The organism is Rhizobium sp. BK049 (assembly GCF_014193135.1).
GTDB lineage: Bacteria > Pseudomonadota > Alphaproteobacteria > Rhizobiales > Rhizobiaceae > Rhizobium.
Genome location: NZ_JACHYV010000006.1, coordinates 213,504 through 236,673 on the forward strand (window position 1 = coordinate 213,504; position 23,170 = coordinate 236,673).

Sequence of the window (23,170 nt, forward strand, 5' to 3'; positions counted from 1 at the left end):
AGCCGAAAACGAGTGCGCGCCGTGTCCCGAAACGAGACGCTTTAACGCGCCTCGGCGCTCAGCAGCTGTGACACCATGCGGCGCATGGCCTGGCCGAATCCGATGCCTTTTGCCGCGACGACCTCGTTGATCGAGCGCAGTTCGGCCGGCGTGGCCTTGCTGAATTTTTCGGGCAGCAGACGGCTGCGGTCGAGCGCCAGGAATTCCAGCGGCACGATCTCCAGCCAGCTCGCAGCCGCCGTCGGAGCGATCGCGCCGAGCAGCCGGTCGCAGGCGCCGTTAGACGAGCGCAGCGGCATCATGATGATCTCGAAAGAGGCCTGATGACCGACGGTGCTGTAGCCGGTGGCGTTGAACAGGGCCGGCATGGCATGGTCCATGACGCCCATCGCCGTGCGTTCAATGTCCGCATGCTGGCCATGCGCCCAGAGGGATGAAAAATGTTCACCCCGCAGGTCGCGCCCGAAGAAATCGCAGATGCGGGTGCCGGCGAGTCGGAAAACGATGTCTCCGTCGTCGCGCGCCTCAAGGATAAAGAGACTTTGCAGAAGATGGGGAACGGCAGAGGGTTCAACCTGTGATTTCAGCGGCGCATCGGCGGCGCCGCGGATATGGTTCCAGTAGTCAAAAATTTCGATGGTCGTTTGAACACGCATTTCACACCAACCTGTCCCATTCCGGAGCATTTTCGGGCAGTCATTGCCCGTACAGCTTCTACCTTGCGGATTTCATGCCAGATCCGGGCCGTTAAGGTTAAGAAAGGGTTTCGGTTGAGGCGCGGCGTCCATCGTGACAATGTCCAGCCATCGCTCCGACTTTCGGAGTTCAGCACAATCTGCCGATCCGGGGTCTTTCCAGGAATTCGGGTTACGCCGCCCGGCACTACGGGCGGCTTTTTTTTTGGTCATGCCTCCTGTATGGCTGAGACCTCAACGAGGCGATAAAGATGAACGAGCAGACGGGCGCGCCAGACAAGGCGCCCGAACCTTCCGAGGCCGAGCCGCCGGCGCGGCCCCCGCGCGTACCGGTCTTCAACCTTCCGCCGGCGCTGCTCTTCAGCCTATGCCTGCTTATCCTCATCTATGCAGTGCAGGCGCTCGTTCTATCGGACGATGCGGTGGGCTGGCTGCTGTTTACCTTCGGTTTCGTCCCCGCTCGCTACGTGATTCCGCTATCGCAGCAGGGGCTGGAGCTGTTCTGGACGCCCGTTACCTATTCGCTGCTGCACGGCAGCACCCAGCATATCCTCTTCAACGCCTTCTGGCTGATGGCCTTCGGCGCACCGGTCGCGCGCCGCATCGGGACGTTACGCTTCCTGTTCTTCTGGATCTTGTCCGCCGCCGCTTCCGCCGCCCTGCACGCGATCCTGAATTGGGGAGACGTATCGCTGGTGATCGGCGCGTCGGGCGTCATTTCCGGGCTGATGGGGGCCGCCTGCCGATTCGCCTTTCCGGCCGATCGGCGACCGATGCCGGTTGCGCATCTCAACGCCCGGCTTTCTGTCGTCGACGCCCTGAAGAGCCGGACCGTCGTCATTTTCATTCTTCTCTGGCTGGTCGGTAACGCCCTGATCGCCGTCGGCATTCCGCTCGTAGGCGACAGCGACCAAGAGATCGCCTGGGATGCGCATATTGGCGGCTTCGTCTTCGGATTCCTTTTGTTTTCGTTGTTCGACCGGGCGCCACGGCCGCCTGCAGAACCGAAGGGAGCGGAGAAGGATATGTTGCAATCCTGAGCCGGGCGGTGCACCATCGAACGATCCGCGATTGGGGGGAGAAGCCGTCGTGGATGCCTGTGACACATGTCACAGGCTCGACAAAGGAGGTTCGAATGACCAGTTCAGTCAAAGCAATCCTCGACCTGAAGGGCAGGGACGTCGTCACCGCCGGGCCGAACACCACCGTCGCCGAGGCAGCCGCGATTCTGAGCAAGAAGAAGATCGGCGCCATCGTTGTCGTCGGCATGGAGAACCGGATTTCCGGCATGTTCACCGAGCGCGATCTCGTGCATGCCATCGCCAAACACGGCAAGGGGGGTCTCGATCAGCCGCTCTCGCAGGTGATGACTTCAAAAGTCTACCGTTGCCACGAAGAGACGACCGTCAACGAGCTGATGGAACTGATGACCAGCCGCCGCTTCCGCCACGTACCGGTGGAAAGCAACGGCAAGCTTGCCGGCATCATCTCGATCGGCGACGTGGTAAAATCGCGGATCGCCGAAGTCGAGCGCGAAGCCGAGGACATCAAGGCCTATATTGCCGGCTGAGGGTGCGGCTGTTCGTTCAAACGTGCTGTCGCTCCTGTCGGGGCGACGCGTCACGGAGCGCTGGCGCAGACTTCCTGCATGCGCTTGATCTCGGGAAGCCTGGCCCTGGCTTCCTCGTAGCCCCGCTCGATGGCCTCACCGGCGCGGTGGAATTCCGAGAGGCCGATATAGCTTAGGCGCGGCTGCAGCGAAATGTCGGGCGGATCGCCGGCAAGGCGAGCGCGGGCAATTCTGTCCTGGATAATGTTGAAGGCCTGCACCATGACTCCGGTCATGCCGAGGCGGGCATAGGGTGCCTCTTCCTGTTTCTGCACTTCCTGCTGCGAGAGGCTGGCATTGTGCCGGACGACGGCCGAGCGGCCGTAGAGATCGTAATTGAGATTGACGGCGACGACCAGCGGCTGCTCATAGGCGCGGCAGACGGAGACGGGAACCGGGTTCACCAGCGCGCCGTCGACCAGCGTGCGGTGATTGCTGCGGACCGGCTCGAAAATGCCGGGTAGCGCATAGGAGGCGCGCAGCGCCGTGATCAGCGAACCATTGGCGATCCAGACCTCATGGCCGGTATTGACCTCGGCCGCGACTGCGACGAACGGCCGGTCCAGATCCTCGACGTTCAGGCCCTCGAGATGCTCCTGCATGCGTTTGGTCAGCCGCATGCCGCCGAACAACCCGCTGCCGCCGATCGTCAGATCGAGCAGACTGGCGATGCGGCGCATGGTCAGCGAGCGAGCGAAGCTTTCGAGTTCATCGAGTTTGCCGGCGAGATAGCAGCCGCCGACCAGCGCGCCGATCGATGTGCCGGCGATCATGCCGATCTCGATCTTTGCTTCGTCCAAAGCACGCAAGACGCCGATATGGGCCCAGCCGCGGGCCGCGCCGCCGCCAAGAGCGAGCGCGATCTTGATCCTGGTGACAGGCGCGGGCGCAGGGATTGTCTCGAGTATCGTCGCCATGCCAGAACCGGAACCTTCGCCTTCAGCGCTTTGACGGTGCAGACTCCAGTTCAGCATTGCGCTCTCCCCTCCAGTAGAACACGTAAGTCTTGATAGTGTGCCCGATCGGTTGCCAAATGGTATATAGAACTGGTTTCTGGCACAATAAGGGGCAAATGCCAGTATAGTTCAGTCTATTTTCCGTAGACGTCCTGCGGATCGAAATGACGCTCGTCATCGACGATGTCGAGCATCGGCTTTCCGTCGCGCAGCGTCACCGTCCGATAGAAGCAGGAACGGCGGCCGGTGTGACAGGTCGCGTCATGGCCGGCGACCTCGACCTTCAGCCATATGGCATCCTGATCGCAATCGGTGCGAATTTCTTTCACTGTCTGAAGATTGCCCGAGGTCTCGCCCTTTTTCCAGATCTTGCCACGCGACCGGCTGAAATAATGGGCCGTGCCCGTCTGGATGGTCAACGCCAGGGCCTGGGCATTCATATGCGCCACCATCAGCAGTTCGCCATCGCCGGCGTTGGTGACGATCGCAGTGATCAGGCCACGGTCATCGAAACGCGGCGTGAAATCGCCGGCGTCTTCCAACGCCGACTTGTCCTCGGATGGTTGATTGAAGATCAGTTGACTCATTGCGGCCCTCCCGAGGGAGCCGGTATCAGCGGCTCCGCACCATGCTCATGAAACGGGCCTGATCGGCCGGCTCGGTCTTGAACGTTCCGGTAAACGTCGTGGTCAAGGTGGTCGAACCCTGCTTCTGAACGCCACGCATCGCCATGCACATATGTTCGGCCTCGATGAGTACGGCAACACCGCGCGGGTTAAGCGTATCGTCAATGGCCCGGGCGATCTGCGCGGTCATCGTTTCCTGGGTCTGCAGGCGCCGCCCATAGATCTCGACGACACGGGCAATCTTCGACAGGCCGAGCACGCGGCCATCAGGCATGTAGGCGACATGCGCCTTGCCGATGATCGGAACCATATGGTGTTCGCAATGCGAGTAGAACGGAATGTCCTTGACGAGGACCATGTCGTCGTAACCGGCGACCTCCTCGAAGGTTCGGCCGAGCACGTCTTCCGGCGCCATGTCGTAACCGGCGAAAAGCTCGCGGTATGCTTTGGCGACACGAGCCGGCGTCTCGATGAGGCCTTCGCGCGTCGGATCGTCACCGGCCCAGCGCAACAGAACGCGAACGGCTTCTTCCGCTTCCTGCTGGGAGGGGCGGTCCGATTCACGGTTCGGCTGCGGAAAGTTCTTTACGATGGCGTCCATGATCAATGGTCTCCTGGCCCGCATCGCGGACCCATCTGTCGGAATCGCCACTGGTCAGTCCCATGCGGGAATTCATGCACCTTTGGCAGGCTCCGGGGCTTTCAGGGCTGATTTCAAGCGCCCATCCGGCACGGTTTCCCAATCAAACTTACACAAGGCCATTGCATTTTCATGGCCTTGGAACGACATACATATAGGAAGACGGCCATTATATGTAAGTATCCTCGGATGACACGATGTGTTTTTTGTTTCAACGACAATGACAGCCCTATTTAGGCCGATCCGCAGCGATTTTGGAGCGGAAATCCAGCATGGACGACATCTACAACAGCAAAATCCTCGAATTCGCCGGCAATATTCCGTTGACCGGGATGCTTGATGATGCCGATGCGACCGCCCAGGCGCATTCCAGGCTTTGCGGCTCCAAGGTGCGGATCTGGCTGAAGATGGATGGCGATGTCGTGACCGGTTTTTCCCATGACGTGAAGGCCTGCGCGCTCGGCCAGGCCTCGTCCTCGATCATGGCCCGCCATGTCGTCGGCGCGACATCGGGCGAATTGCGGCAGGCGCGACTGGACATGCTCGCTATGCTGAAGGCGGACGGGGCAGGGCCCGGCGGACGGTTCGAAGACATGCGTTATCTCCTGCCCGTGCGGGACTACAAGGCTCGTCACGCTTCCACGATGCTGACCTTCGACGCCGTCGTCGATGCGATCGGGCAGATCGAGGCGAAACGAGCGGAAGTTGTCGAGGCGTAACCGAAATGTGCGAGTCTTGCGTCCGGCATGCTGACGATGAGGACGATGGCGGCGCGGCCGCAAGACGGCCGCACGCGAGAAATGCGCACTACTCCCGCAATTATAGCGGGCCGTTTCGCAAGACCCCGGACCGCCTGCTCGGCATGGGGTTTATCCGCCTCTATCAGCTGACTCTTTCCGGCTTTGTCGGCAATGCCTGCCGCCATGTCCCCACCTGCTCGGAATATGGTTACGAGTCGATCGCCCGCCACGGATTATGGGCCGGCGGCTGGATGACGCTGTTTCGAGTGGGCCGTTGCGGCCCGGGCGGCACCAGCGGCCTCGATCCCGTTCCGGAAGTGCTTGACGACGGATTCCGCTGGTGGACACCGTGGCGGTATCTCTCGCTCGGACGCAAGAGAGGTTGAGCAAGATGACGATGCCCGGCGAGTACAGGCGTGCATCCTCAGATTTCGACGCCTACCTGGACGACGTCCGCACCGATACGCTGATCGACAGCCGAAATGCGATCTATACGATGACCCAGGGTGTCTTCCAAACGTTTCGCCGACGGCTTAATATCGAGGAGGCGATCCGCTTTGCCAATCTGCTGCCGCCGGTGCTGCGGGCGATTTTCGTTGCCGACTGGGATCCCGATGAGGTCAAACGTCCCTTCGAGGATCGCAGGACAATGACTCGCGAAGTTCAGTCACTGCGGAGTGACCACAATTTCTCGCCCGACACCGCCATTCGCGACGTGGCGGCGGCCGTGCGAAAACGAGTCGACGAAACGGCATTCGACAGGGTGCTACAGACCTTGCCAGAAGGAGCAGCGGAGTTCTGGCGGCCATGAGCACGTTCATCGCCCTGCTGCACAGCATCGTCCTGGCGCCAGGTCGCCGGGTGATCATGGAAGACTTGCGCGCGCTTGCCAGAGAGCTCGGCTATCGCGAGCCGCGCACTCTGGTTTCAACAGGCAATCTCGTTTTCGAGGCCGACGACATGCGTCCTCATGAAATCGAGGTTGCGCTGGAAGAGGCCTTTGAAGAAAAGTTCGGCAAACATGTCGATATCATCGTGCGCAGCGACTGCACCTGGATGGCGCTCTGCGGCACCAACCCCTTCAGGGACGGCAGCGGCGACCAGGTGATCGTCCGGGTGATGCGCCTGCCGATCGATCCTGAGAAGGTGGAGGCGCTGAAGCCGCTGATGGCCGAAGGACAACGCATCGCCGTCGTCGGCGGCGACCTCTGGATCGATTTCGCCGGCAAACCGAGCCAGTCAAAACTGCTTTCGGCGCTGACGACCAAGCGGCTTGGCGTCGGAACGATGCGCAACTGGAACACCGTTTGCGGTCTTGCGCAAATGATCATGTGAGCCGGCTGCTTTACTCCCGAGCGAAACCTGAGTATCAGGCGGCAGCGCCTCCCGCTTGGGTGTCGCGTCATTTCAACCACCCGCATTCGTTGGCGGGACTGGACAAGGAGAATTTCGATGTCCCAATCCGTTTCCCTGACATTTCCCGATGGTTCCGTGCGCAGTTTCCCTGCTGGCGCGACCGGCAGGGATGTCGCCGAATCCATTTCCAAGTCGCTTGCGAAGAGCGCCGTCGCCATCGCGATCGACGGCGCCGTGCGCGATCTTTCCGATACCGTGAGCGACGGCAAGATCGAGATCATTACCCGCAAGGATCCTCGTGCGCTGGAGCTCATCCGCCATGACGCCGCGCATGTGATGGCCGAAGCGGTGCAGGAGCTTTGGCCCGGCACTCAGGTGACGATCGGCCCGGTCATCGAGAACGGCTTCTATTACGACTTTGCCAAGAACGAGCCCTTCACACCCGACGATCTGCCGAAGATCGAAAAGAAGATGAAGGAGATCATCGCCCGCAACGCGCCGTTCACCAAGCAGATCTGGTCGCGCGAGAAGGCCAAGGAAGTCTTTGCCGCCAAGGGCGAACAGTACAAGGTCGAGCTCGTCGATGCGATCCCGGAAGGGCAGGATCTGAAGATCTATCATCAGGGCGACTGGTTCGACCTATGCCGCGGCCCGCATATGGCCTCCACCGGCCAGGTCGGCACGGCCTTCAAGCTGATGAAGGTTGCCGGCGCCTATTGGCGCGGCGACAGCAACAACGCCATGCTATCGCGCATCTACGGCACGGCATGGGCCGATCAGGCCGACCTGGACAATTACCTGCATGTGCTGGCGGAAGCCGAAAAGCGCGACCACCGCAAGCTTGGCCGCGAAATGGACCTGTTCCACTTCCAGGAAGAGGGCCCGGGTGTCGTCTTTTGGCACGGTAAGGGCTGGCGTATCTTTCAGACGCTCGTCGCGTATATGCGCCGTCGGCTTGCCGTCGATTATGAAGAAGTCAACGCGCCACAGGTGCTCGATACGTCGCTCTGGGAAACCTCCGGTCACTGGGGCTGGTATCAGGAAAACATGTTCGCCGTAAAATCGGCGCATGCGATGACGCATCCCGACGACAAGGAAGCGGACAACCGCGTCTTCGCGCTGAAGCCAATGAACTGCCCCGGCCACGTGCAGATCTTCAAGCATGGCCTGAAGTCCTATCGCGAGCTGCCGATCCGTCTGGCGGAATTCGGGCTGGTGCATCGCTACGAGCCTTCGGGCGCGCTGCATGGATTGATGCGCGTGCGCGGCTTCACCCAGGACGATGCGCATATCTTCTGCACCGACGAGCAGATGGCCGCCGAATGCCTGAAGATCAACGACCTGATCCTGTCGGTCTATGAAGACTTCGGATTCAAGGAAATCGTCGTCAAGCTTTCCACCCGTCCGGAAAAGCGCGTCGGCTCCGACGCCCTCTGGGATCGCGCCGAAGCCGTCATGACCGATGTGCTGAAGACGATCGAGGCTCAGTCAGAGGGCCGCATCAAGACCGGCATCCTGCCGGGCGAGGGCGCCTTCTACGGTCCGAAGTTCGAATATACGTTGAAGGATGCGATCGGCCGCGAATGGCAATGCGGCACGACGCAGGTCGACTTCAATCTGCCGGAGCGCTTCGGCGCCTTCTACATCGACAGCAACTCCGAAAAGACGCAGCCGGTGATGATCCATCGCGCCATCTGCGGCTCGATGGAACGCTTCCTCGGCATCCTGATCGAGAACTTCGCCGGCCATATGCCGCTCTGGGTGTCGCCGCTGCAGGTGGTGGTCGCAACGATCACATCGGAGGCTGATGCCTACGGGCTTGAAGTGGCCGAGGCGCTGCGCGAGGCCGGTCTCAACGTCGAGACCGACTTCCGCAACGAGAAGATCAACTACAAGATCCGCGAGCATTCCGTCACCAAGGTTCCTGTCATCATCGTCTGCGGCAGGAAGGAAGCCGAGGAGCGCACGGTCAACATCCGCCGCCTCGGCAGCCAGGACCAGGTTTCGATGGAGCTTGACGCCGCCGTCGAGAGCCTCACCCTCGAGGCCACGCCGCCCGACATCCGTCGCAAGGTCGACGCAAAGAAAGCCAAGGCGGCCTGAAAATAGGGGGAATACGACAGCGCCGACTTCGGCGCTGTCGGAAATATCTTTCGCGAAGGGCAGCCGCCCATGCGCCTCTCGTCTGCACTTCCAAATCTTCCTGTCAATGAATGAAATCCGCGCCTAGCGCATCGGCCGATGCGTAGATCCAAAATGATAGCGTCCTATGCGCGTCTGATCAGACGCGCGGCGCTGCAGAGCGCCGGCCGATCGGCTTGATCGCTGGCACGCTGCAGAAGCGTGCCTGGTAGAATCAATCCAGGCTGGCGCCGTCGCCGCCGCCCTGTGGCACGAGCTGTTCGTAGGAGGGCAGAGGCTCCTCCGGAGCCGCCTGGACACCCGCAGGCGGCGGCGTGCCGGCTGGCGCCTGCTGCACCGTGCGGGCCGCCGGGCTCTCGGGCTGCTGCGGCTCCTGGTCCTTCATCAGAACCTCTACATCGGTATTCCGGCCGGCAACCACTGTAAAATCGCGCTGATAGATCTTGTCCTTGTTGCGGGCGATGGCAGAATATTCGCCTTCAGCAAGCACCATGGTCGGAAAGGCGCTGACGCTTTCGCCGACACTGTCGCCGGCGGCAGTCAGGATCGACCAGGCCGTGTCGGCAATCGCCTCGCCGCCGGCTTCGGAGACCAGCTTGAAGGTCATCTGGGCGGCGCGGTGCTGGATCGTTGCCTCTGTGAGCTTGCCGGCCTCGACCTGGATGTCGGCTCGAATGACGGCGTTGACGCTGCCATATTCGGAAACGATGTGATAGGTGCCGGCATTGAGGCGCACGACGGTGTTCGGCGAGACGTCGGCCATCACGAGACCGCGCTCGCCATCGTCGCGCACTTCCGAGGAATAGATCGAGAAGCTCAGCTGGTCGGGGCGGATGCGGGCATCAGTGCCGGAGACGGCATTGAGCAGCAGGCCGCCGGCATCAAGGACCATCACCTGCTTGTCGACCTCGCCGTCAGCAGGCACGGTCAGCTTCTTGGTGACACCGGCGCGGCCGAAGGAGACATTGACGAAATAATCGCCCGGAGCGAGCTGGAAGGCGGCGGGTCCGCCCTTGGCGCTGGCGATCAGCGGCAGCTTGCCGTCGGCGCCGGCGATCGGGCTGAAGACATACCAGGAAAGGCCATCCTCGACAGGCGTACCGTCGGCCGTCAGTTTGGCTTCCATCGCGACGTCGCGCAGCTTGGCGCCCTCAGGCGCGGCGCCGGGCGCGATGAAGGCATTGAGCTTAGGCATCTTCGACGTCGAGTCGAGCTGTTTGAAATCCTTGAAGGCATCCTGCGCACCGGCGCCGAGGGGCATCAATACCATCAGGGCGATGGCGAGGCCGATGCGTGCAAGAGGCGAAATGCCAAACATCTGTTTCGTGAACCGATTGACTTCTGAAATCGCAAAGGCCACTTCAAGACCAACGCGATGGCAAATTCAAGACCCACGCTTTGCAGCAGCATAAAAATGAAAGTTTCTCCCGCATGAAATCCGATATCAAGCTGATCGATTACCTCGCCGTGCGCCGTTCCATTCCCGCTTTCCAGATGTGCGAACCCGGCCCGGAAAAGGCCGAAATCGAAGAGATCCTGCGGCTTGCTTCGCGCGTTCCCGACCACGGCAAGATCGCTCCCTGGCGCTTCATCGTCTATCGCGGAGATGAGCGTGCGCGCCTCGGCGAGGAGCTTCTCAAACTGGCGCTCGAGGCAAAGCCGGACCTTTCCGCAGAGATGATCCAGGTCGAGCGCACCCGCTTCACGCGCGCGCCCGTGGTCGTCGCCGTCGTCAGCAAGGCGGGGCCGCACATCAAGATCCCGGAATGGGAGCAGGTCATGTCGGCGGGCGCGCTTTGCTTCAACGTCATTCTTGCCGCCAATGCCAACGGCTATGTCGCCAACTGGCTGACGGAATGGTTCGCCTATGATGAGCGCGCCTATCCTCTGCTCGGCGTCGGTCCTGGCGAAAAGGTGGCGGGCTTCATCCATATCGGCTCGACGACATTCCCGGCGATAGAGCGGCCGCGGCCGGAGCTTGCCGATACCGTGACCTGGGTCGGGGGAGCGGACTGATGTTCTACACCACCGACAGCAACCGGCATGGCCTTGCGCACGATCCCTTCAAGGCGATCGTTTCGCCGCGGCCGATCGGCTGGATCGGCAGCAAGGGCAGAGACGGCTCAATCAATCTTGCGCCCTATTCCTTCTTCAACGCTGTCGCCGACCGGCCGAAACTGGTGATGTTTTCTTCCGCCGGTCGCAAGGACAGCCAGCGCAATGCGGGGGAAACCGGCGCCTTCACCTGTAATTTCGTCAGCCGCGATCTCGCCGAAAAGATGAATCTGTCCTCGGCGGCGCTGCCGTACGGCAACAGCGAATTCGATTTCGCCGGGCTGACGCCGAAACAGTCCGAACTGATTGACGCGCCCTATGTCGGCGAGGCTTACGCCGTGCTCGAATGCAGGGTCACCGAAATCATCGAGCCGAAAACGCTATCGGGCGCGCCGTCTGAAAACGTCCTCGTCTTCGGCGAGGTGGTCGGCATCCATATCGACGAGGCGATCGTCAGGGACGGCCGCCTCGACATGTCGATCGCCCGCCCTGTCGCCCGCATGGGCTACATGGATTACAGCGAAGGCAGCGATGTTTTCGAGATGTTCCGGCCGCAGATACCAAAGGCGGGAGCCTGAAGGCAAGGCATAGAAAGGCTTAAGAAATATGGTGAACCAATCTTAAACCTTTTGTCGCTACGGTCACAGCATTGAATGAAACGCGAAGGAATCGCGTTCAAGTGCTGGGGCGTCGCGTGATCGTAGAAGCTTTCCTTCGTTGGATCGAAACGGCCAAGACCGGTGATCGGGCCCGGGCCGCGAACGCACTCGGTCGAGCCTATCTGCAATCCGAGATGAGCGGAGAGGAGCGGGCCGCAGCCGAAATGGCGATGACCTTTCTTCTCGATGACCCGTCGCCGCGTGTGCGGCTTGCACTGGCCGAGGCGATCGCCTGGTCACCCGACGCACCGCGCAGCCTGATCCTTTCGCTCGCCGCGGACCAGCCCGAGGTTGCGTGCCACGCCGTTACCTGTTCGCCGCTTCTCAGCGACGCCGATCTCGTCGACCTCGCCGCGCGCGGCAATGGCGCCACCCGCATGCTGATCGCGGCCAGGGCCCATGTCACGCGCCCGGTCTCGGCTGCACTTGCGGAGGTCGGCGATGAAGACGAAGTGCTCTGCCTGCTCGAAAACGATGGCGCGGCCATCTCCAGCCAATCGTTGAAACGGATCGCCGAGCGGCTTGGCGATTGCTGCGATATTCGCAACCTGCTGCTCGACCGCAGCGATCTTCCGGCCGATGCCCGCCAGCTGCTCACCCAGCATGTCAGCAATGCGCTGGTCGGCCTGCCGTTGGCGCAGGCGGCGATCGGCCTGCAGCGGCTCCAGCGCATCAGCCGCGAGGCGACCGAGGCAGCCATCGTTTCGATCGCCGGTGATATCGCGCCGCGGGAGATCCCGGATCTCGTCGAACATCTGCGCCTCAACGGCCGCCTGACGCCGTCCTTGCTGATGCATGCGCTCTGCGTCGGCAAGCTGGACTTCTTCGCTGCTGCAATCGTCGATCTGACAGCGTGCAGCGAGCGCAGGGTGCGCTCGATTCTGGCAACCGGCCGCATGCACGCGGTTCGCGCCCTCTACGAATCTGCCGGCCTGCCGAGGGATATCAGCGTGATCTTCGTCGAGGCGACGCTTCTGTGGCGCGAGGCCACTCGAAGGGCCCCGGGCAGCATCCTGGGCACGGTCGGCGGCCGTCTTCTCGAAAAATTCCGCCATCACTATGGTGCACACGGCGCGGCCGGTGAACTGCTCGACATGGTCGAAAAGCTTCATGTCACCGAGCAGCGCCAAACGGCCCGCATCTATGCGGCGCTTGCGGCGGCTTAGTCGTTCAGCCGGGTCACCACCCAGGAATAGCTGGTGGATACGAAATGCACGGGTTTGGAAAGCGTCTCCCTGACGTCTCGGCCGGATGGCAGATGTGCGCGGACCTGGCCGGCGATGTTTTCAGCAAAGCCGGCGAGGCCTGTCGGTTCTTCGGGTGCCACAGGAGCGGTGTCGGCCGCGGCGGCAGGCAAGGGCGCCGGTTTCGGCGGTTCGGCGGCGGCCAGCGCTTTCGGCGCCTCGCACACGGCGATGACAGAGGGATAGCTGACATTGGCATAGGCCTTGAGCCGGCGTTCGGCTTCGGCATCGCAAGCGGCAACGGTTTCCCAGCGTTTGTCGACCGTTGCGACATAGCTGCATTGACTGACGGAATCGTCGCAACCGAGAATGGTCATTGCGATGAGCACCGCTTGCATATTCTGCCTCCTTGGCTATTGAACCTTGAGATCGCCTTAGACGGCGCAATTCCAACCGAAACAAGGCGAAGGCATTAACTCTTCGTCATGTCGCAAAATTTGCGCCTACCGCAAACATTGGAAACCATCATGTCCGTCACTGTCACCCAGGAGCCGCCGCGCCAGGACGGCGTCATCCGCCTTCTCGATCTTTCCGACGCCTATGCAGCGTCGCTCTATCCCGCGGAGAGCAACCACATGGTCGACCTCTCCTTGCTGGAGAAACCTTCGGTAAGCTTCTTCGTCGCCCGCAATGAGGGGGCAATCGTCGGATGCTGCGCGCTGGTCGAGGCCGGCGACGGCACGGCGGAGATCAAGCGCATGTTCGTTGACCCGCAGGCGAGGGGATTGAAGATCGCGAGCGGATTGATGAATGCGCTGGAGGCGATCGCGGGGGAAAAGCGGCTGACGGCGATCCGGCTCGAAACCGGCATCCACCAGCCGGAGGCGATCGCCCTCTACCGTAAATACGGATACCAGGAGATCGAGGCTTTCGGCACCTATCTTCCGGATCCGCTCAGTCTGTTCATGGAAAAGCGGCTGGGATAGCAGCCTGCGAAGGCAGGTTCAGCCTTCGGCGACGCGCGGGATCGGTTTCGCCGGCGGCGCCTGTTCGTCGATGACGATCTGCGGCACCCTTTCGCTGCTCTCGGCGTTGCGGGCCTCGTGGATCCATTCGCGCCAGATGGCGACGATCAGCGCCATCAGCACCGGACCGATGAAGAGGCCTAGAAAACCCATCGTCTTGACGCCGCCGATAAGGCCGAAAAAGGTCGGTAGGAAGGGCAGCTTGATCGGCCCGCCGACGAGCTTCGGTCGCAGCGTCTTGTCGACGATGAAGAGCTCGACAGTGCCCCAGACGAAGAGGCCGATGCCAGCGACATGCGAGCCGCTCGCCAGGAGATAGATGGAGACGAGCGTGAAGGAGAGCGGCGCACCGCCTGGTATCAGCGCCATCACCCCCGTGAGCACGCCGAGCGTTACCGGCGACGGCACGCCGGCGATCCAATAAGCCACACCGAGCACAATGCCTTCGCCGATCGCAATCAGCGTCATGCCCATGACGGTGGAGCTGATCGTTGCCGGGACGACGCGGGAAATGCGTTCCCAACGGTTCGGCAGGATGCGCTCGCCCAGCATGTCGATCTGCTTGGAGAAGGAGAAGCCGTCGCGATAGACGAAGAACAGCGCGATCAGCATGAAGAGCAGCGTCAGGAGAAGATGGAAAGCGCCGCCGCCAGCTGCCAGCACGGCGCGATAGATGTTGCCGATATGAGCGCCGCTGATCGCCTGAATGAGTTCGCCGAGCGCGCCGGGACTGCCGACATATTTGGTCCAGAGATCATCGAGATAGGGGCCGGCAAACGGCAAGGCGACGATCCAATCCGGTGTCGAGGCGCCGGCGCGGTTGGCGTGGATCGCCCACGCGAGCCAGGTGCGCACTTCGCCCGTCGTATAGGTGACCGCGAGCCCGATCGGGATGACCAGGAAGGTAAGGATCATGAGGATGGCGATGGTGGCGGCGACCGTCGTATTCCCGCCAACGCGGGCAAGCAGCTTGCGATAGAGCGGCCAGCTGGCAAAGCCGATGACCAGGGCAGCAAGCACCGGCACGAGAAAACCATAGAAGAAATAGACTCCAGCGGCGACGACCAGCACTAGCAGCCAGCGCGCCGCAGAGATGGAGGGAATCAGCGGCGTGCGCGTCGGCGCCGATGGCCCCAGCCATCGCGGCTCATGATTGGTTTTCTGACGGTCGAACACACCCACGCGCGCCTCTTCTTATTGTTGTACTCTGGTTATGGGCCATGAACCCGGCGGTTTCAAGGTGCCCACGGTGAAAGCCCATACAAAGCGTCGCAGTTCGACCATTCGAAAGCGTATCTTACTGTTGCGACCGGCGGAGAACCTTGAAGGCGTAGAATTGCGACTTCTGGCTTGTCGAGAAATTATTCTCGGAGCTGAGGATGAGAACGTCGGTACCGTCCCGGGCCTTGCCGAGCGACATCGCCCCGATGTTGTACGGGACGAGACCGATTGGCGTCAGATCGAGAACCTGGCTCTCGCGGGGCAGGCACTTCGTAGGTGGCGCCGACCGTTGCGGTGCTGGACAGGAGAACGAAAACGGCAGTCGCGGCAAATCGCTTCGTCATGGCAAGATCCGGCAAGGTTGAAAACGATTCGAACCGACGCACCCACCATTTCCTGGAAAGGTCGCGCGCCGTCCGCTTCATGCGCCGGTTCTTTGACGGAGTTGTTACGGTTCTTCGTCAGTTCCGTGAAATCGCTGATGCTAAAATGCGGCGCGCCGGGCGTATCAGTCAGATCGCTCGGCGCGCCTTACACGTGTTTAAATATCGAGGTTTTCGGCGAAGGCCGCGCGCTCCTGGATGAAGCGGAAGCGGGCTTCCGGCTTGGTGCCCATCAGATCGTCGACGGCGCTGCGGGTGCCTTCGAAATCCACCTCGTCGATCAGCACCCGGAGCAGGGTGCGCTTGGCCGGGTCCATGGTGGTTTCCTTGAGCTGGGCGGGCATCATTTCGCCGAGACCTTTGAAACGGCTGATCTCCACTTTGGCCTTGCCCTTGAATTCCGTCTGCATCAGCTCGGCGCGATGATTATCGTCGCGCGCATAGGCGGATTTCGCTCCTTGCGTGATCTTGTAGAGCGGCGGCACGGCGAGGAAGAGATGACCGCCACGCACCAATTCCGGCATTTCCTGATAAAAGAAAGTGATGAGCAGCGAGGCAATGTGAGCGCCGTCGACATCGGCATCGGTCATGACGATGATGCGCTCGTAGCGCAGATCTTCCTGACGGTATTTCGAGCGCGTGCCGCAGCCGAGCGCCTGGATAAGATCGGCGAGCTGCTGGTTGGCGCCGAACTTCTCGCGGCCGGCGCTGGCGACGTTGAGGATCTTGCCGCGCAGCGGAAGGATCGCCTGATTGGCGCGGTTGCGCGCCTGCTTGGCCGAACCGCCCGCCGAATCGCCCTCGACGATGAAGAGTTCGGCGCCCTCTGCGGTATTCTGAGAGCAATCGGCGAGCTTGCCGGGCAGGCGCAGCTTGCGCACCGCCGTCTTGCGGTTGACTTCCTTTTCCTTGCGCCGGCGCAGGCGCTCCTCGGCGCGCTCGATCACCCAGTCGAGCAGCTTGGCCGCCTCGTTCGGATTGTCGGCAAGATAGTGGTCGAAGGGATCGCGCAGCGCGTTCTCGACGATGCGCTGGGCCTCGACCGTCGCAAGCTTGTCCTTGGTCTGGCCGACGAATTCCGGCTCGCGGATGAAGACCGACAGCATGCCGACGGCCGAGATCATCACGTCGTCGGTGGTGATCTGGGCCGCGCGCTTGTTCTGCGTCAGCTCGGCATAGGCCTTCAGGCCCTTGGTCAGTGCGATGCGCAGGCCTGCCTCATGCGTGCCGCCTTCGGGGGTCGGGATGGTGTTGCAGTAGGAATGCACCTGCGGATCGCCTCCATACCAGGTGATCGCCCATTCCATCGAACCGTGGCCGCTGGCCTTCTCGGTCTTGCCGGCGAAGATTTCGCGGGTGACGGTGAATTCCTTTCCCATCGTCGCCTGGAGATAGTCCTTGAGACCGCCGGGGAAATGGAATGTCGCCTTGTCGGGCACCTCCGACCCTTCGGGCAGTACGCCAGGCTCGCAGCTCCAGCGGATCTCGACGCCGCCGAAGAGGTAGGCCTTGGAGCGCGCCATGCGAAAGACGCGGGCGGCTTCGAACTTCATGTGCTCCCCAAAGATCTGGGGGTCGGGATGGAAGCGCACGCGCGTGCCGCGTCGATTGTGGACGTCGCCCAGTTCTTCGAGCCCGCCTTGCGGCAGGCCGCGGGAAAAGCGCTGGCGGTAGAGCTTGCGGTTTCGCGCTACCTCGACTTCGAGGAAGTCGGAGAGGGCATTGACGACCGAGACTCCGACGCCGTGCAGGCCGCCCGAGGTCTCGTAGGCCTTGCCGTCGAATTTGCCGCCGGCATGCAGTTTGGTCATGATGACTTCGAGCGTCGACTTGCCCGGGACCTGCGGATGGTTCTCGACCGGAATACCGCGGCCGTTGTCGGTGACGGTCAGATAACCCTGCAAATCGAGATGCACTTCGATGAAATTGGCGTGTCCGGCGACCGCTTCGTCCATCGCATTGTCGATGACTTCGGCGAAGAGGTGATGCAGCGCCTTTTCGTCGGTGCCGCCGATATACATGCCCGGGCGCATGCGCACCGGCTCGAGGCCCTCGAGAACGCGGATCGACGAGGCGCCATAGTCATCCGCGTTCGAGGCCGCAGGGGCAGGGCGAGGAGAGGCGGGCGACGCAGCCACAGGCGCACGATCGGCCACGCCGGCAGGCTTCTGCGCCTCCTCGCGCTTTTCAGAAAGGGGCAGTCCGGAAAAAAGGTCGTTGCTGTCGTCCATGGAGCCGTTCAGATCTTCATCCTGTCTTGGGTGGGCATCCGCCGCCGACCCAAAATCACCGCATTTCATCTCACGTTTGCGAATCAGGCAGATTCTGCCAGAAAGCACCGCTATACGCGACACCGCCGGTTTGGCGGCTTTCCCAAATTGATTTGCGTTGCCGGGCGCGGAATGGCAAGCGGCGGCAGGCTTCAGGAAACCATCCGCATGCGAATGTCCACAAGTGATTGCACCGTTATCACCACAATTGCGGCCTTTTTGCTGGCCGCCGCGCTGCTGACTTCCGGCGGGCCGGCGCGGGCAGCTGATGCGCTGGCACCCTTCAAGGACGAACTGTTCTCGAAGCAGGCAGTGCTGCAGAGCGCCGACGACGGCGCCTCCGAGGTTATCGATTACGACGAGATGCGCGATATCAACGACCGCGACCAGATCCCGGAGAAGCGGGCGCAGCAGAAATATGTGTCTCTCGCCATCCGCAAGGCCCAGGCGGACGAAACCCTCTCACTCGACGGCGTCAGGCTCGATGTCACCAGGGTGGGACCAGCCCAGAATGCTGCCTTCACGGTGATTTTCATCCACGGACGCGATGGCGACCGCCGGCTCGGGGCCAATGATTACAGCTTCGGCGGCAATTTCAACCGGCTGAAGAACCTCGTCGCCGGTAATGGCGGCGTCTATTATTCGCCGACAGTCAGGAGTTTCGACAGCAACGGCGTTGCCGCGATCGAAGGCCTGATCCGTTATGCCAGCGCGCAATCACCGGGCCGGCCCATCGTCCTTTCCTGCGCCTCGATGGGCAGCCAGATTTGCTGGGGCATTGCGCGTGACGGCGACAGCGTCAAGCGGCTGAAGGGCATGCTCGTCATGAGCGGTGTCACCGATCCCGATTTCACCAGGAGCGCGTTTTACAAGGCGAAACTACCGCTCTGGTTCGCGCATGGCAGCCGCGACCCGGTCTATGCCGCCGCCGACCAGCAGGCGCTGTTCGAGAGCCTGCGAAAGGCGAAATATCCGACGCACTTCACGCTGTTTCAGACCGGCAATCACGGAACGCCGATCCGGATGATCGACTGGCGCAGGGTCTTGAACTGGATCCTTGCGGCTTAACGGGCGTTTTCCGGCAGAAATATGCTCGAGATCGCGGAGATTCCCGTTACGTCAGGGGCATGATGCTTTTCTTTGCCGCAAGCTTTTGATAATGCGGCCGGGGATATGAAGTTTGTGGAAGGCCGGCATGACACCTGACGTGCGCCCGCTGGTGGCGGGAAACTGGAAAATGAACGGCACGCGTGCCTCGCTCGATCAGATCAAGGCGATCGCCGAGGGCGTTCGCCCGCCGCTCGCCGACAAGGTCGAGGCGCTGATCTGCCCGCCGACGACGCTGCTCTACGTGGCAACCGCGCTCTGCACCGACAGCCCGCTTGCGATCGGCGCGCAGGACTGCCACCAGAAGCCGTCGGGCGCGCATACCGGCGACATCTCGGCCGAGATGATCGCCGATAGCTTCGGCACCTACGTGATCGTCGGCCATTCCGAACGTCGCACCGACCATGCAGAGACGGACCATCTGGTGCGCGCCAAGGCGGAAGCGGCTTTCGCCGCCGCGCTCACAGCGATCATCTGCATCGGCGAGACGGCGGCCGAGCGCCGGGCCGGGCAGGAGCTCGACGTCATCAAGCGCCAGCTTTCCGCCTCGGTTCCCGATGCCGCAACCGCCGAGAACACAGTCATCGCGTACGAGCCGATCTGGGCGATCGGCACCGGGGTCACGCCGACATCAGGCGATGTCGAAAAGGCGCATGCCTTCATGCGTGCGGAGCTCGTCTCTCGCTTCGGCGATGAAGGCCGCAAGATGCGGCTTCTCTATGGCGGCTCGGTTAAACCCGCCAATGCCGGAGAACTGCTGGGCATCGCCAACGTCGACGGCGCGCTGATCGGTGGAGCGAGCTTGAAAGCCGCCGACTTCCTCGCCATCTACCGGGCTTATGAGGCGCTGCTCGCCTGACGCGTTGTTCATAGCTCGGTTTATTCCGGCAGAAGGGCTTGGAATAGGCGAGAGCCTCATGTAAAGAGCCGCCAGAATTCTTACTTATGTCCGTCTCCAGGCGGGCAGGACTGGACCCATGCAGACAGTATTGATTGTCATCCATCTCATGATCGTGCTCGCCCTCGTCGGCGTCGTGCTCATCCAGCGCTCGGAAGGCGGCGGCCTCGGCATCGGCGGCGGTTCGGGCTTCATGTCGGCCCGCGGCACGGCCAATGCGCTGACCCGCACAACCGCGATCCTGGCGACCCTGTTCTTCCTCACCTCGCTCGGTCTCGGCATATTGACGCGCTACGAGGGCCGTCCGAGCGACATCCTCAACCGCATCCCCGCGACGAGCGGCCAGGGCAACGGCATTCTCGATTCGCTCGGCGGCGGCACACAGCCCCCGGCGAACCAGCCGGCCGGCAACGGCGTTCCGAGCAGCGGTGCGGCTGCGCCCGCACAACAGGCTCCGGCCGCGCAAGCTCCCGCAGCAGAGGCTCCGGCAGCCACCGCGCCTTCGACGACTGCTCCGGCAGCAACTGCCCCATCGACGACTGCGCCGGCAACGCCCGCAGCCCCGGCCACGCCGGCACCGGCTCAGCCCTCCGGCGTCCCGACGGGACAGTAAACCGGGCTTCGACATAAACCGCCGGCAGGCCCTCGGGTCTGCCGGTTTTCTTTTGTGCAGATTCCCGGTCAGGCTCCGAAAATTCTGGAAAAGAATTTTTGGGCTGGTGGAATCGTTTTTGAAAAGGTATCCGGTGAATCCCATGGCGCGATACGTATTCATCACTGGCGGCGTGGTTTCCTCTCTCGGAAAAGGAATTGCGGCCGCGGCTCTCGGAGCGTTGCTGCAGGCCCGTGGATATCGGGTACGGCTTCGCAAGCTCGACCCCTATCTGAACGTGGACCCGGGCACGATGAGCCCGACCCAGCACGGCGAGGTCTTCGTCACCGACGACGGCGCGGAAACCGATCTCGATCTTGGCCACTACGAGCGCTTCACGGGCCGTTCGGCGACCAAGACGGACAACATCACCACCGGCCGCATCTACAAGAACATCATCGACAAGGAACGGCGCGGCGACTATCTCGGCGCGACGGTGCAGGTCATTCCGCACGTCACCAACGAGATCAAGGATTTCGTCACCGAGGGCAATAAGGATTACGACTTCGTCATCTGCGAGATCGGCGGCACGGTCGGCGACATCGAGGCGATGCCCTTCATGGAGGCAATCCGCCAGCTCGGCAACGACCTGCCGCGCGGCACCGCCGTCTACGTGCATCTGACGCTGATGCCTTACATTCCGGCCGCCGGCGAGCTCAAGACCAAGCCGACCCAGCATTCGGTGAAGGAACTGCAGGCGCTTGGCATTCACCCCGATATCCTGCTGGTGCGCGCCGACCGCGAAATTCCGGAAGCCGAGCGCCGCAAGCTCTCGCTGTTCTGCAACGTGCGTCCCTCTGCCGTCATCCAGGCGCTCGATGTGGGCAACATCTACGACGTGCCGATGGCCTACCACAAGGAAGGCCTCGACGACGAAGTGCTCGCGGCTTTCGGCATCGAGCCGGCGCCGAAGCCGCGCCTCGACCAGTGGGAAGAGGTCTGCAACCGCATCCGTACGCCGGAAGGCGAGGTGACGATCGCGATCGTCGGCAAATATACCGGTCTGAAGGATGCCTATAAGTCGCTGATCGAGGCGCTGCATCACGGCGGCATCGCCAATCGGGTCAAGGTCAAGCTCGAATGGATCGAGTCGGAGGTCTTCGAAAAGGAAGATCCCGCACCTTATCTCGAAAAGGTGCACGGCATCCTCGTGCCCGGTGGCTTCGGCGAACGCGGCTCCGAGGGCAAGATCCATGCGGCGCGCTTCGCCCGCGAGCGCAAGGTGCCTTATTTCGGCATCTGCTTCGGCATGCAGATGGCCGTCATCGAGGCGGCGCGCAATCTCGCTGATGTGCCGGACGCGTCGTCGACCGAGTTCGGCCCGACGAAGGAGCCGGTGGTCGGCCTGATGACAGAGTGGGTCAAGGGCAACGAGCTGCAGAAGCGCACGGCGGCCGGCGATCTCGGCGGCACCATGCGCCTCGGCGCCTACAAGGCGGCGCTGAAGAAGGGCACGAAGATCTCGGAGATCTACGGCTCGACGGATATTTCCGAGCGTCATCGCCACCGGTACGAGGTCAATATCGACTACAAGGACCGGCTCGAGAGCTGCGGCCTCGTCTTCTCCGGCATGTCGCCGGATGGCGTGCTGCCGGAGACGATCGAATATCCCGATCATCCCTGGTTCATCGGCGTGCAATACCATCCCGAACTGAAGAGCCGGCCGCTCGATCCGCATCCGCTGTTTGCAAGCTTCATCGAAGCAGCAACCGAGCAGAGCCGTCTCGTCTGATGACTGCGGCGCCAGATCGCGCGGCTATCGCGCGATCTCGTCAATCAGCCATTCTATTTTCAGGCAGCGGTCGGCAGCGGCCCGATATAGACCGAACGCGGGCGGATCAGCCGGCCGTCGAGCGCCTGTTCGCGAGCATGCGCCAGCCACCCCACAGTGCGGCCGATCGCAAAGACGCCGGTGAAGGCCTGGCGCGGGAAGCCCAGCGCTTCGAGCAGCAGCGCGGTATAGAATTCGACATTGACCTCGAGCCGCCGGTTGGGCTTGCGCGCTTTCAGGATCGCCAATGCGGCGGCTTCCACCGCCTCGGCGAGTTCGACGCGGGCGCTGTCGACCTGGCCTGACGAGATCAAAGGCGTCAGCGCGCCTTTCAGCGCATCGGCGCGGGGATCGCGGACGCGGTAGATGCGGTGGCCGAAGCCCATCAGTCTTTCGCCGCGATCGAGTGCATCGGCGAGCCATGTGCCGGCATTATCCGGCGTTCCCACCGCATCCAGCATATCGAGGACGGGACCGGGCGCGCCGCCATGCAGCGGCCCCTTCAGCGCGCTCAACGCCGCCAGAACCGAAGAGGTGAGGCCAGACTGCGTCGAGGCGATGACCCGCGATGCGAAGGTCGAGGCGTTGAGCCCATGATCTGATATCGTCACGAGATAGGCGTCGAGTGCCGCCGTCTGCTCCCTGGTCGGCAATCGTCCGATCAGCATGCGCAGGATATCGGCCGCTTGTGGCAGCGAGGCGTCGGGCGCAATCGGTTTCTGCCCGCGCTGCAGCCTGAGAACCGCCGGCAGGAAGACCGCCGGCGCTGCCAGAAGGCTGAGCGCGATGTCGAAATCCTCGCCATCGGACAGCCGGGCTAACAGTGCCCGCATCGCATCGACCGGCGGCAAGGCGATCAAGGCGGCGTCGGCGGCTTTGATATGGGCGAAAACCTTCGTTCGTGCCTGTGCCAGCCAGTCGCGTAAGAGCGCCTCATCGAAGCTTCGCTCCATCAACCCGTCGAGCAGCAGTGCAGCGACGCGCTCATAGGTGCCGCCTGCGACCAGATGATCCAGCGATACGCCGCGGATGATCAGTCGACCCGCTTCGCCATCGACATCCGACAGCTGCGTTTCGGCGGCAATAACATCTTCCAAGCCGTTTTTCATGTGGGTTCTCCTTTACGGCTCGAATGATCCGACCTAGTCTTATTGACGTCAATCTTGACCCAATTGATCAAT

The 23,170-nt window shown here is 62.1% G+C and carries 24 protein-coding genes and 1 pseudogene; 15 read left to right on the forward strand and 10 right to left on the reverse strand.

Annotation, left to right across the window (positions count from 1 at the left end; all coding sequences use genetic code 11):
* Positions 1-41: 41 nt before the first annotated feature.
* The gene (locus FHT70_RS08990) at positions 42-686 is read right to left on the reverse strand and encodes a PAS domain-containing protein (RefSeq protein ID WP_183700399.1); all 645 of its coding nucleotides are present in this window, start codon (positions 684-686) and stop codon (positions 42-44) included.
* Positions 687-946: 260 nt separating this feature from the next.
* Between FHT70_RS08990 and FHT70_RS08995 the strand changes: the two genes are divergently transcribed.
* Both FHT70_RS08995 and FHT70_RS09000 read left to right on the forward strand, forming a co-directional pair.
* Positions 947-1,735, forward strand: coding sequence for a rhomboid family intramembrane serine protease (locus FHT70_RS08995; protein WP_183700401.1), 789 nt, complete (start codon positions 947-949; stop codon positions 1,733-1,735).
* Between the two features lie 95 nt (positions 1,736-1,830).
* Positions 1,831-2,265, forward strand: coding sequence for a CBS domain-containing protein (locus FHT70_RS09000; protein ID WP_097599322.1), 435 nt, complete (start codon positions 1,831-1,833; stop codon positions 2,263-2,265).
* Between the two features lie 50 nt (positions 2,266-2,315).
* Here the strand turns inward: FHT70_RS09000 and FHT70_RS09005 are convergent, their stop codons facing one another.
* From FHT70_RS09005 to folE, 3 genes are all read right to left on the reverse strand, one after another.
* Positions 2,316-3,278: a patatin-like phospholipase family protein gene (locus FHT70_RS09005; protein WP_183700403.1), complete on the reverse strand. Its 963-nt coding sequence runs from the start codon at positions 3,276-3,278 to the stop codon at positions 2,316-2,318.
* A gap of 116 nt (positions 3,279-3,394) precedes the next feature.
* Entirely contained in the window at positions 3,395-3,847 is a 453-nt protein-coding gene (hisI, locus tag FHT70_RS09010; RefSeq protein ID WP_183700404.1) for a phosphoribosyl-AMP cyclohydrolase, read from the reverse strand.
* A gap of 25 nt (positions 3,848-3,872) precedes the next feature.
* Entirely contained in the window at positions 3,873-4,487 is a 615-nt protein-coding gene (gene folE, locus FHT70_RS09015; protein WP_097599323.1) for a GTP cyclohydrolase I FolE, read from the reverse strand.
* A gap of 311 nt (positions 4,488-4,798) precedes the next feature.
* Here folE and FHT70_RS09020 point away from each other — a divergent pair, with 311 nt between their 5' ends.
* From FHT70_RS09020 to thrS, 5 genes are all read left to right on the forward strand, one after another.
* Positions 4,799-5,245, forward strand: coding sequence for an iron-sulfur cluster assembly scaffold protein (locus FHT70_RS09020; RefSeq protein ID WP_183700406.1), 447 nt, complete (start codon positions 4,799-4,801; stop codon positions 5,243-5,245).
* A 5-nt stretch (positions 5,246-5,250) separates the two neighbouring features.
* Positions 5,251-5,652: a membrane protein insertion efficiency factor YidD gene (yidD, locus tag FHT70_RS09025; protein WP_183700408.1), complete on the forward strand. Its 402-nt coding sequence runs from the start codon at positions 5,251-5,253 to the stop codon at positions 5,650-5,652.
* Positions 5,649-6,077 carry a DUF2267 domain-containing protein gene (locus tag FHT70_RS09030; protein ID WP_183700454.1) on the forward strand — a complete coding sequence of 143 codons (429 nt, stop codon included), beginning with the start codon at positions 5,649-5,651 and terminating at the stop codon, positions 6,075-6,077. Before yidD ends, FHT70_RS09030 begins: the two co-directional genes overlap by 4 nt.
* Positions 6,074-6,601, forward strand: coding sequence for a DUF1697 domain-containing protein (locus FHT70_RS09035; RefSeq protein ID WP_085778234.1), 528 nt, complete (start codon positions 6,074-6,076; stop codon positions 6,599-6,601). The genes FHT70_RS09030 and FHT70_RS09035 overlap by 4 nt, the downstream gene beginning before the upstream one ends.
* Before the next feature lie 117 nt (positions 6,602-6,718).
* Complete coding sequence (gene thrS / locus FHT70_RS09040; protein WP_183700410.1) at positions 6,719-8,725, forward strand: threonine--tRNA ligase; 2,007 nt, start codon at positions 6,719-6,721, stop codon at positions 8,723-8,725.
* A gap of 253 nt (positions 8,726-8,978) precedes the next feature.
* On the opposite strand, the gene FHT70_RS09045 is transcribed toward thrS, so the two are convergent.
* Positions 8,979-10,082: a hypothetical protein gene (locus tag FHT70_RS09045; RefSeq protein ID WP_183700412.1), complete on the reverse strand. Its 1,104-nt coding sequence runs from the start codon at positions 10,080-10,082 to the stop codon at positions 8,979-8,981.
* Between the two features lie 113 nt (positions 10,083-10,195).
* Between FHT70_RS09045 and FHT70_RS09050 the strand changes: the two genes are divergently transcribed.
* The 3 genes from FHT70_RS09050 (at position 10,196) to FHT70_RS09060 (ending at position 12,644) form a co-directional block, all read left to right on the forward strand.
* Positions 10,196-10,780 (forward strand): nitroreductase, encoded by a 585-nt coding sequence (locus FHT70_RS09050; protein WP_085778232.1) that lies wholly within the window; start codon positions 10,196-10,198, stop codon positions 10,778-10,780.
* A complete protein-coding gene (locus tag FHT70_RS09055; RefSeq protein ID WP_097599328.1) occupies positions 10,780-11,397 on the forward strand; it encodes a flavin reductase family protein in 618 nt (205 codons plus the stop codon). The genes FHT70_RS09050 and FHT70_RS09055 overlap by 1 nt, the downstream gene beginning before the upstream one ends.
* Before the next feature lie 101 nt (positions 11,398-11,498).
* A complete protein-coding gene (locus tag FHT70_RS09060) occupies positions 11,499-12,644 on the forward strand; it encodes a DUF2336 domain-containing protein (RefSeq protein ID WP_183700414.1) in 1,146 nt (381 codons plus the stop codon).
* On the opposite strand, the gene FHT70_RS09065 is transcribed toward FHT70_RS09060, so the two are convergent.
* Positions 12,641-13,060, reverse strand: a complete 420-nt coding sequence (locus tag FHT70_RS09065; RefSeq protein WP_097599330.1) for a hypothetical protein — start codon at positions 13,058-13,060, stop codon at positions 12,641-12,643. The two genes, FHT70_RS09060 and FHT70_RS09065, sit on opposite strands and share 4 nt — an antisense overlap.
* Before the next feature lie 129 nt (positions 13,061-13,189).
* Here FHT70_RS09065 and FHT70_RS09070 point away from each other — a divergent pair, with 129 nt between their 5' ends.
* Positions 13,190-13,648: a GNAT family N-acetyltransferase gene (locus FHT70_RS09070; protein WP_183700416.1), complete on the forward strand. Its 459-nt coding sequence runs from the start codon at positions 13,190-13,192 to the stop codon at positions 13,646-13,648.
* An 18-nt stretch (positions 13,649-13,666) separates the two neighbouring features.
* Here FHT70_RS09070 and FHT70_RS09075 read toward each other — a convergent pair whose 3' ends face one another.
* From FHT70_RS09075 to parE, 3 genes and pseudogenes are all read right to left on the reverse strand, one after another.
* Positions 13,667-14,869: an AI-2E family transporter gene (locus FHT70_RS09075; RefSeq protein WP_097599332.1), complete on the reverse strand. Its 1,203-nt coding sequence runs from the start codon at positions 14,867-14,869 to the stop codon at positions 13,667-13,669.
* 115 nt (positions 14,870-14,984) lie between these two features.
* Positions 14,985-15,167 (reverse strand): annotated as a pseudogene (locus tag FHT70_RS30250) (esterase-like activity of phytase family protein); the annotation flags it as partial.
* Positions 15,168-15,449: 282 nt separating this feature from the next.
* Complete coding sequence (parE, locus tag FHT70_RS09080; protein ID WP_097599333.1) at positions 15,450-17,522, reverse strand: DNA topoisomerase IV subunit B; 2,073 nt, start codon at positions 17,520-17,522, stop codon at positions 15,450-15,452.
* Positions 17,523-17,729: 207 nt separating this feature from the next.
* Between parE and FHT70_RS09085 the strand changes: the two genes are divergently transcribed.
* The 4 genes from FHT70_RS09085 (at position 17,730) to FHT70_RS09100 (ending at position 21,950) form a co-directional block, all read left to right on the forward strand.
* Complete coding sequence (locus tag FHT70_RS09085) at positions 17,730-18,629, forward strand: phospholipase (RefSeq protein ID WP_097599380.1); 900 nt, start codon at positions 17,730-17,732, stop codon at positions 18,627-18,629.
* A 127-nt stretch (positions 18,630-18,756) separates the two neighbouring features.
* Positions 18,757-19,527: a triose-phosphate isomerase gene (gene tpiA, locus FHT70_RS09090; RefSeq protein WP_097599334.1), complete on the forward strand. Its 771-nt coding sequence runs from the start codon at positions 18,757-18,759 to the stop codon at positions 19,525-19,527.
* A 118-nt stretch (positions 19,528-19,645) separates the two neighbouring features.
* On the forward strand, positions 19,646-20,179 hold the full coding sequence (gene secG, locus FHT70_RS09095) for a preprotein translocase subunit SecG (protein ID WP_097599335.1): 534 nt from the start codon (positions 19,646-19,648) through the stop codon (positions 20,177-20,179).
* A gap of 142 nt (positions 20,180-20,321) precedes the next feature.
* Positions 20,322-21,950, forward strand: coding sequence for a CTP synthase (locus FHT70_RS09100; protein ID WP_183700418.1), 1,629 nt, complete (start codon positions 20,322-20,324; stop codon positions 21,948-21,950).
* Between the two features lie 59 nt (positions 21,951-22,009).
* Here FHT70_RS09100 and FHT70_RS09105 read toward each other — a convergent pair whose 3' ends face one another.
* Positions 22,010-23,098 (reverse strand): citrate synthase/methylcitrate synthase, encoded by a 1,089-nt coding sequence (locus FHT70_RS09105; RefSeq protein ID WP_097599337.1) that lies wholly within the window; start codon positions 23,096-23,098, stop codon positions 22,010-22,012.
* Positions 23,099-23,170 lie beyond the last annotated feature (72 nt).

What these genes read in the sequence shown, in the direction of transcription:
- FHT70_RS09020 (WP_183700406.1), top strand. Translation starts at nt 4,799, where the DNA reads ATGGACGACATCTACAACAGCAAAATCCTCGAATTCGCCGGCAATATT.
- tpiA (WP_097599334.1), top strand. Translation starts at nt 18,757, where the DNA reads ATGACACCTGACGTGCGCCCGCTGGTGGCGGGAAACTGGAAAATGAAC.
- FHT70_RS08990 (WP_183700399.1), bottom strand. Translation starts at nt 686, where the DNA reads ATGCTCCGGAATGGGACAGGTTGGTGTGAAATGCGTGTTCAAACGACC.
- FHT70_RS09070 (WP_183700416.1), top strand. Translation starts at nt 13,190, where the DNA reads ATGTCCGTCACTGTCACCCAGGAGCCGCCGCGCCAGGACGGCGTCATC.
- FHT70_RS09100 (WP_183700418.1), top strand. Translation starts at nt 20,322, where the DNA reads ATGGCGCGATACGTATTCATCACTGGCGGCGTGGTTTCCTCTCTCGGA.
- FHT70_RS09050 (WP_085778232.1), top strand. Translation starts at nt 10,196, where the DNA reads ATGAAATCCGATATCAAGCTGATCGATTACCTCGCCGTGCGCCGTTCC.
- thrS (WP_183700410.1), top strand. Translation starts at nt 6,719, where the DNA reads ATGTCCCAATCCGTTTCCCTGACATTTCCCGATGGTTCCGTGCGCAGT.
- FHT70_RS09045 (WP_183700412.1), bottom strand. Translation starts at nt 10,082, where the DNA reads ATGTTTGGCATTTCGCCTCTTGCACGCATCGGCCTCGCCATCGCCCTG.
- FHT70_RS09085 (WP_097599380.1), top strand. Translation starts at nt 17,730, where the DNA reads ATGCGAATGTCCACAAGTGATTGCACCGTTATCACCACAATTGCGGCC.
- FHT70_RS09000 (WP_097599322.1), top strand. Translation starts at nt 1,831, where the DNA reads ATGACCAGTTCAGTCAAAGCAATCCTCGACCTGAAGGGCAGGGACGTC.
- FHT70_RS09065 (WP_097599330.1), bottom strand. Translation starts at nt 13,060, where the DNA reads ATGCAAGCGGTGCTCATCGCAATGACCATTCTCGGTTGCGACGATTCC.
- FHT70_RS09055 (WP_097599328.1), top strand. Translation starts at nt 10,780, where the DNA reads ATGTTCTACACCACCGACAGCAACCGGCATGGCCTTGCGCACGATCCC.
- folE (WP_097599323.1), bottom strand. Translation starts at nt 4,487, where the DNA reads ATGGACGCCATCGTAAAGAACTTTCCGCAGCCGAACCGTGAATCGGAC.
- FHT70_RS09105 (WP_097599337.1), bottom strand. Translation starts at nt 23,098, where the DNA reads ATGAAAAACGGCTTGGAAGATGTTATTGCCGCCGAAACGCAGCTGTCG.
- parE (WP_097599333.1), bottom strand. Translation starts at nt 17,522, where the DNA reads ATGGACGACAGCAACGACCTTTTTTCCGGACTGCCCCTTTCTGAAAAG.
- FHT70_RS09035 (WP_085778234.1), top strand. Translation starts at nt 6,074, where the DNA reads ATGAGCACGTTCATCGCCCTGCTGCACAGCATCGTCCTGGCGCCAGGT.
- secG (WP_097599335.1), top strand. Translation starts at nt 19,646, where the DNA reads ATGCAGACAGTATTGATTGTCATCCATCTCATGATCGTGCTCGCCCTC.
- yidD (WP_183700408.1), top strand. Translation starts at nt 5,251, where the DNA reads ATGTGCGAGTCTTGCGTCCGGCATGCTGACGATGAGGACGATGGCGGC.
- hisI (WP_183700404.1), bottom strand. Translation starts at nt 3,847, where the DNA reads ATGAGTCAACTGATCTTCAATCAACCATCCGAGGACAAGTCGGCGTTG.
- FHT70_RS09005 (WP_183700403.1), bottom strand. Translation starts at nt 3,278, where the DNA reads ATGCTGAACTGGAGTCTGCACCGTCAAAGCGCTGAAGGCGAAGGTTCC.
- FHT70_RS08995 (WP_183700401.1), top strand. Translation starts at nt 947, where the DNA reads ATGAACGAGCAGACGGGCGCGCCAGACAAGGCGCCCGAACCTTCCGAG.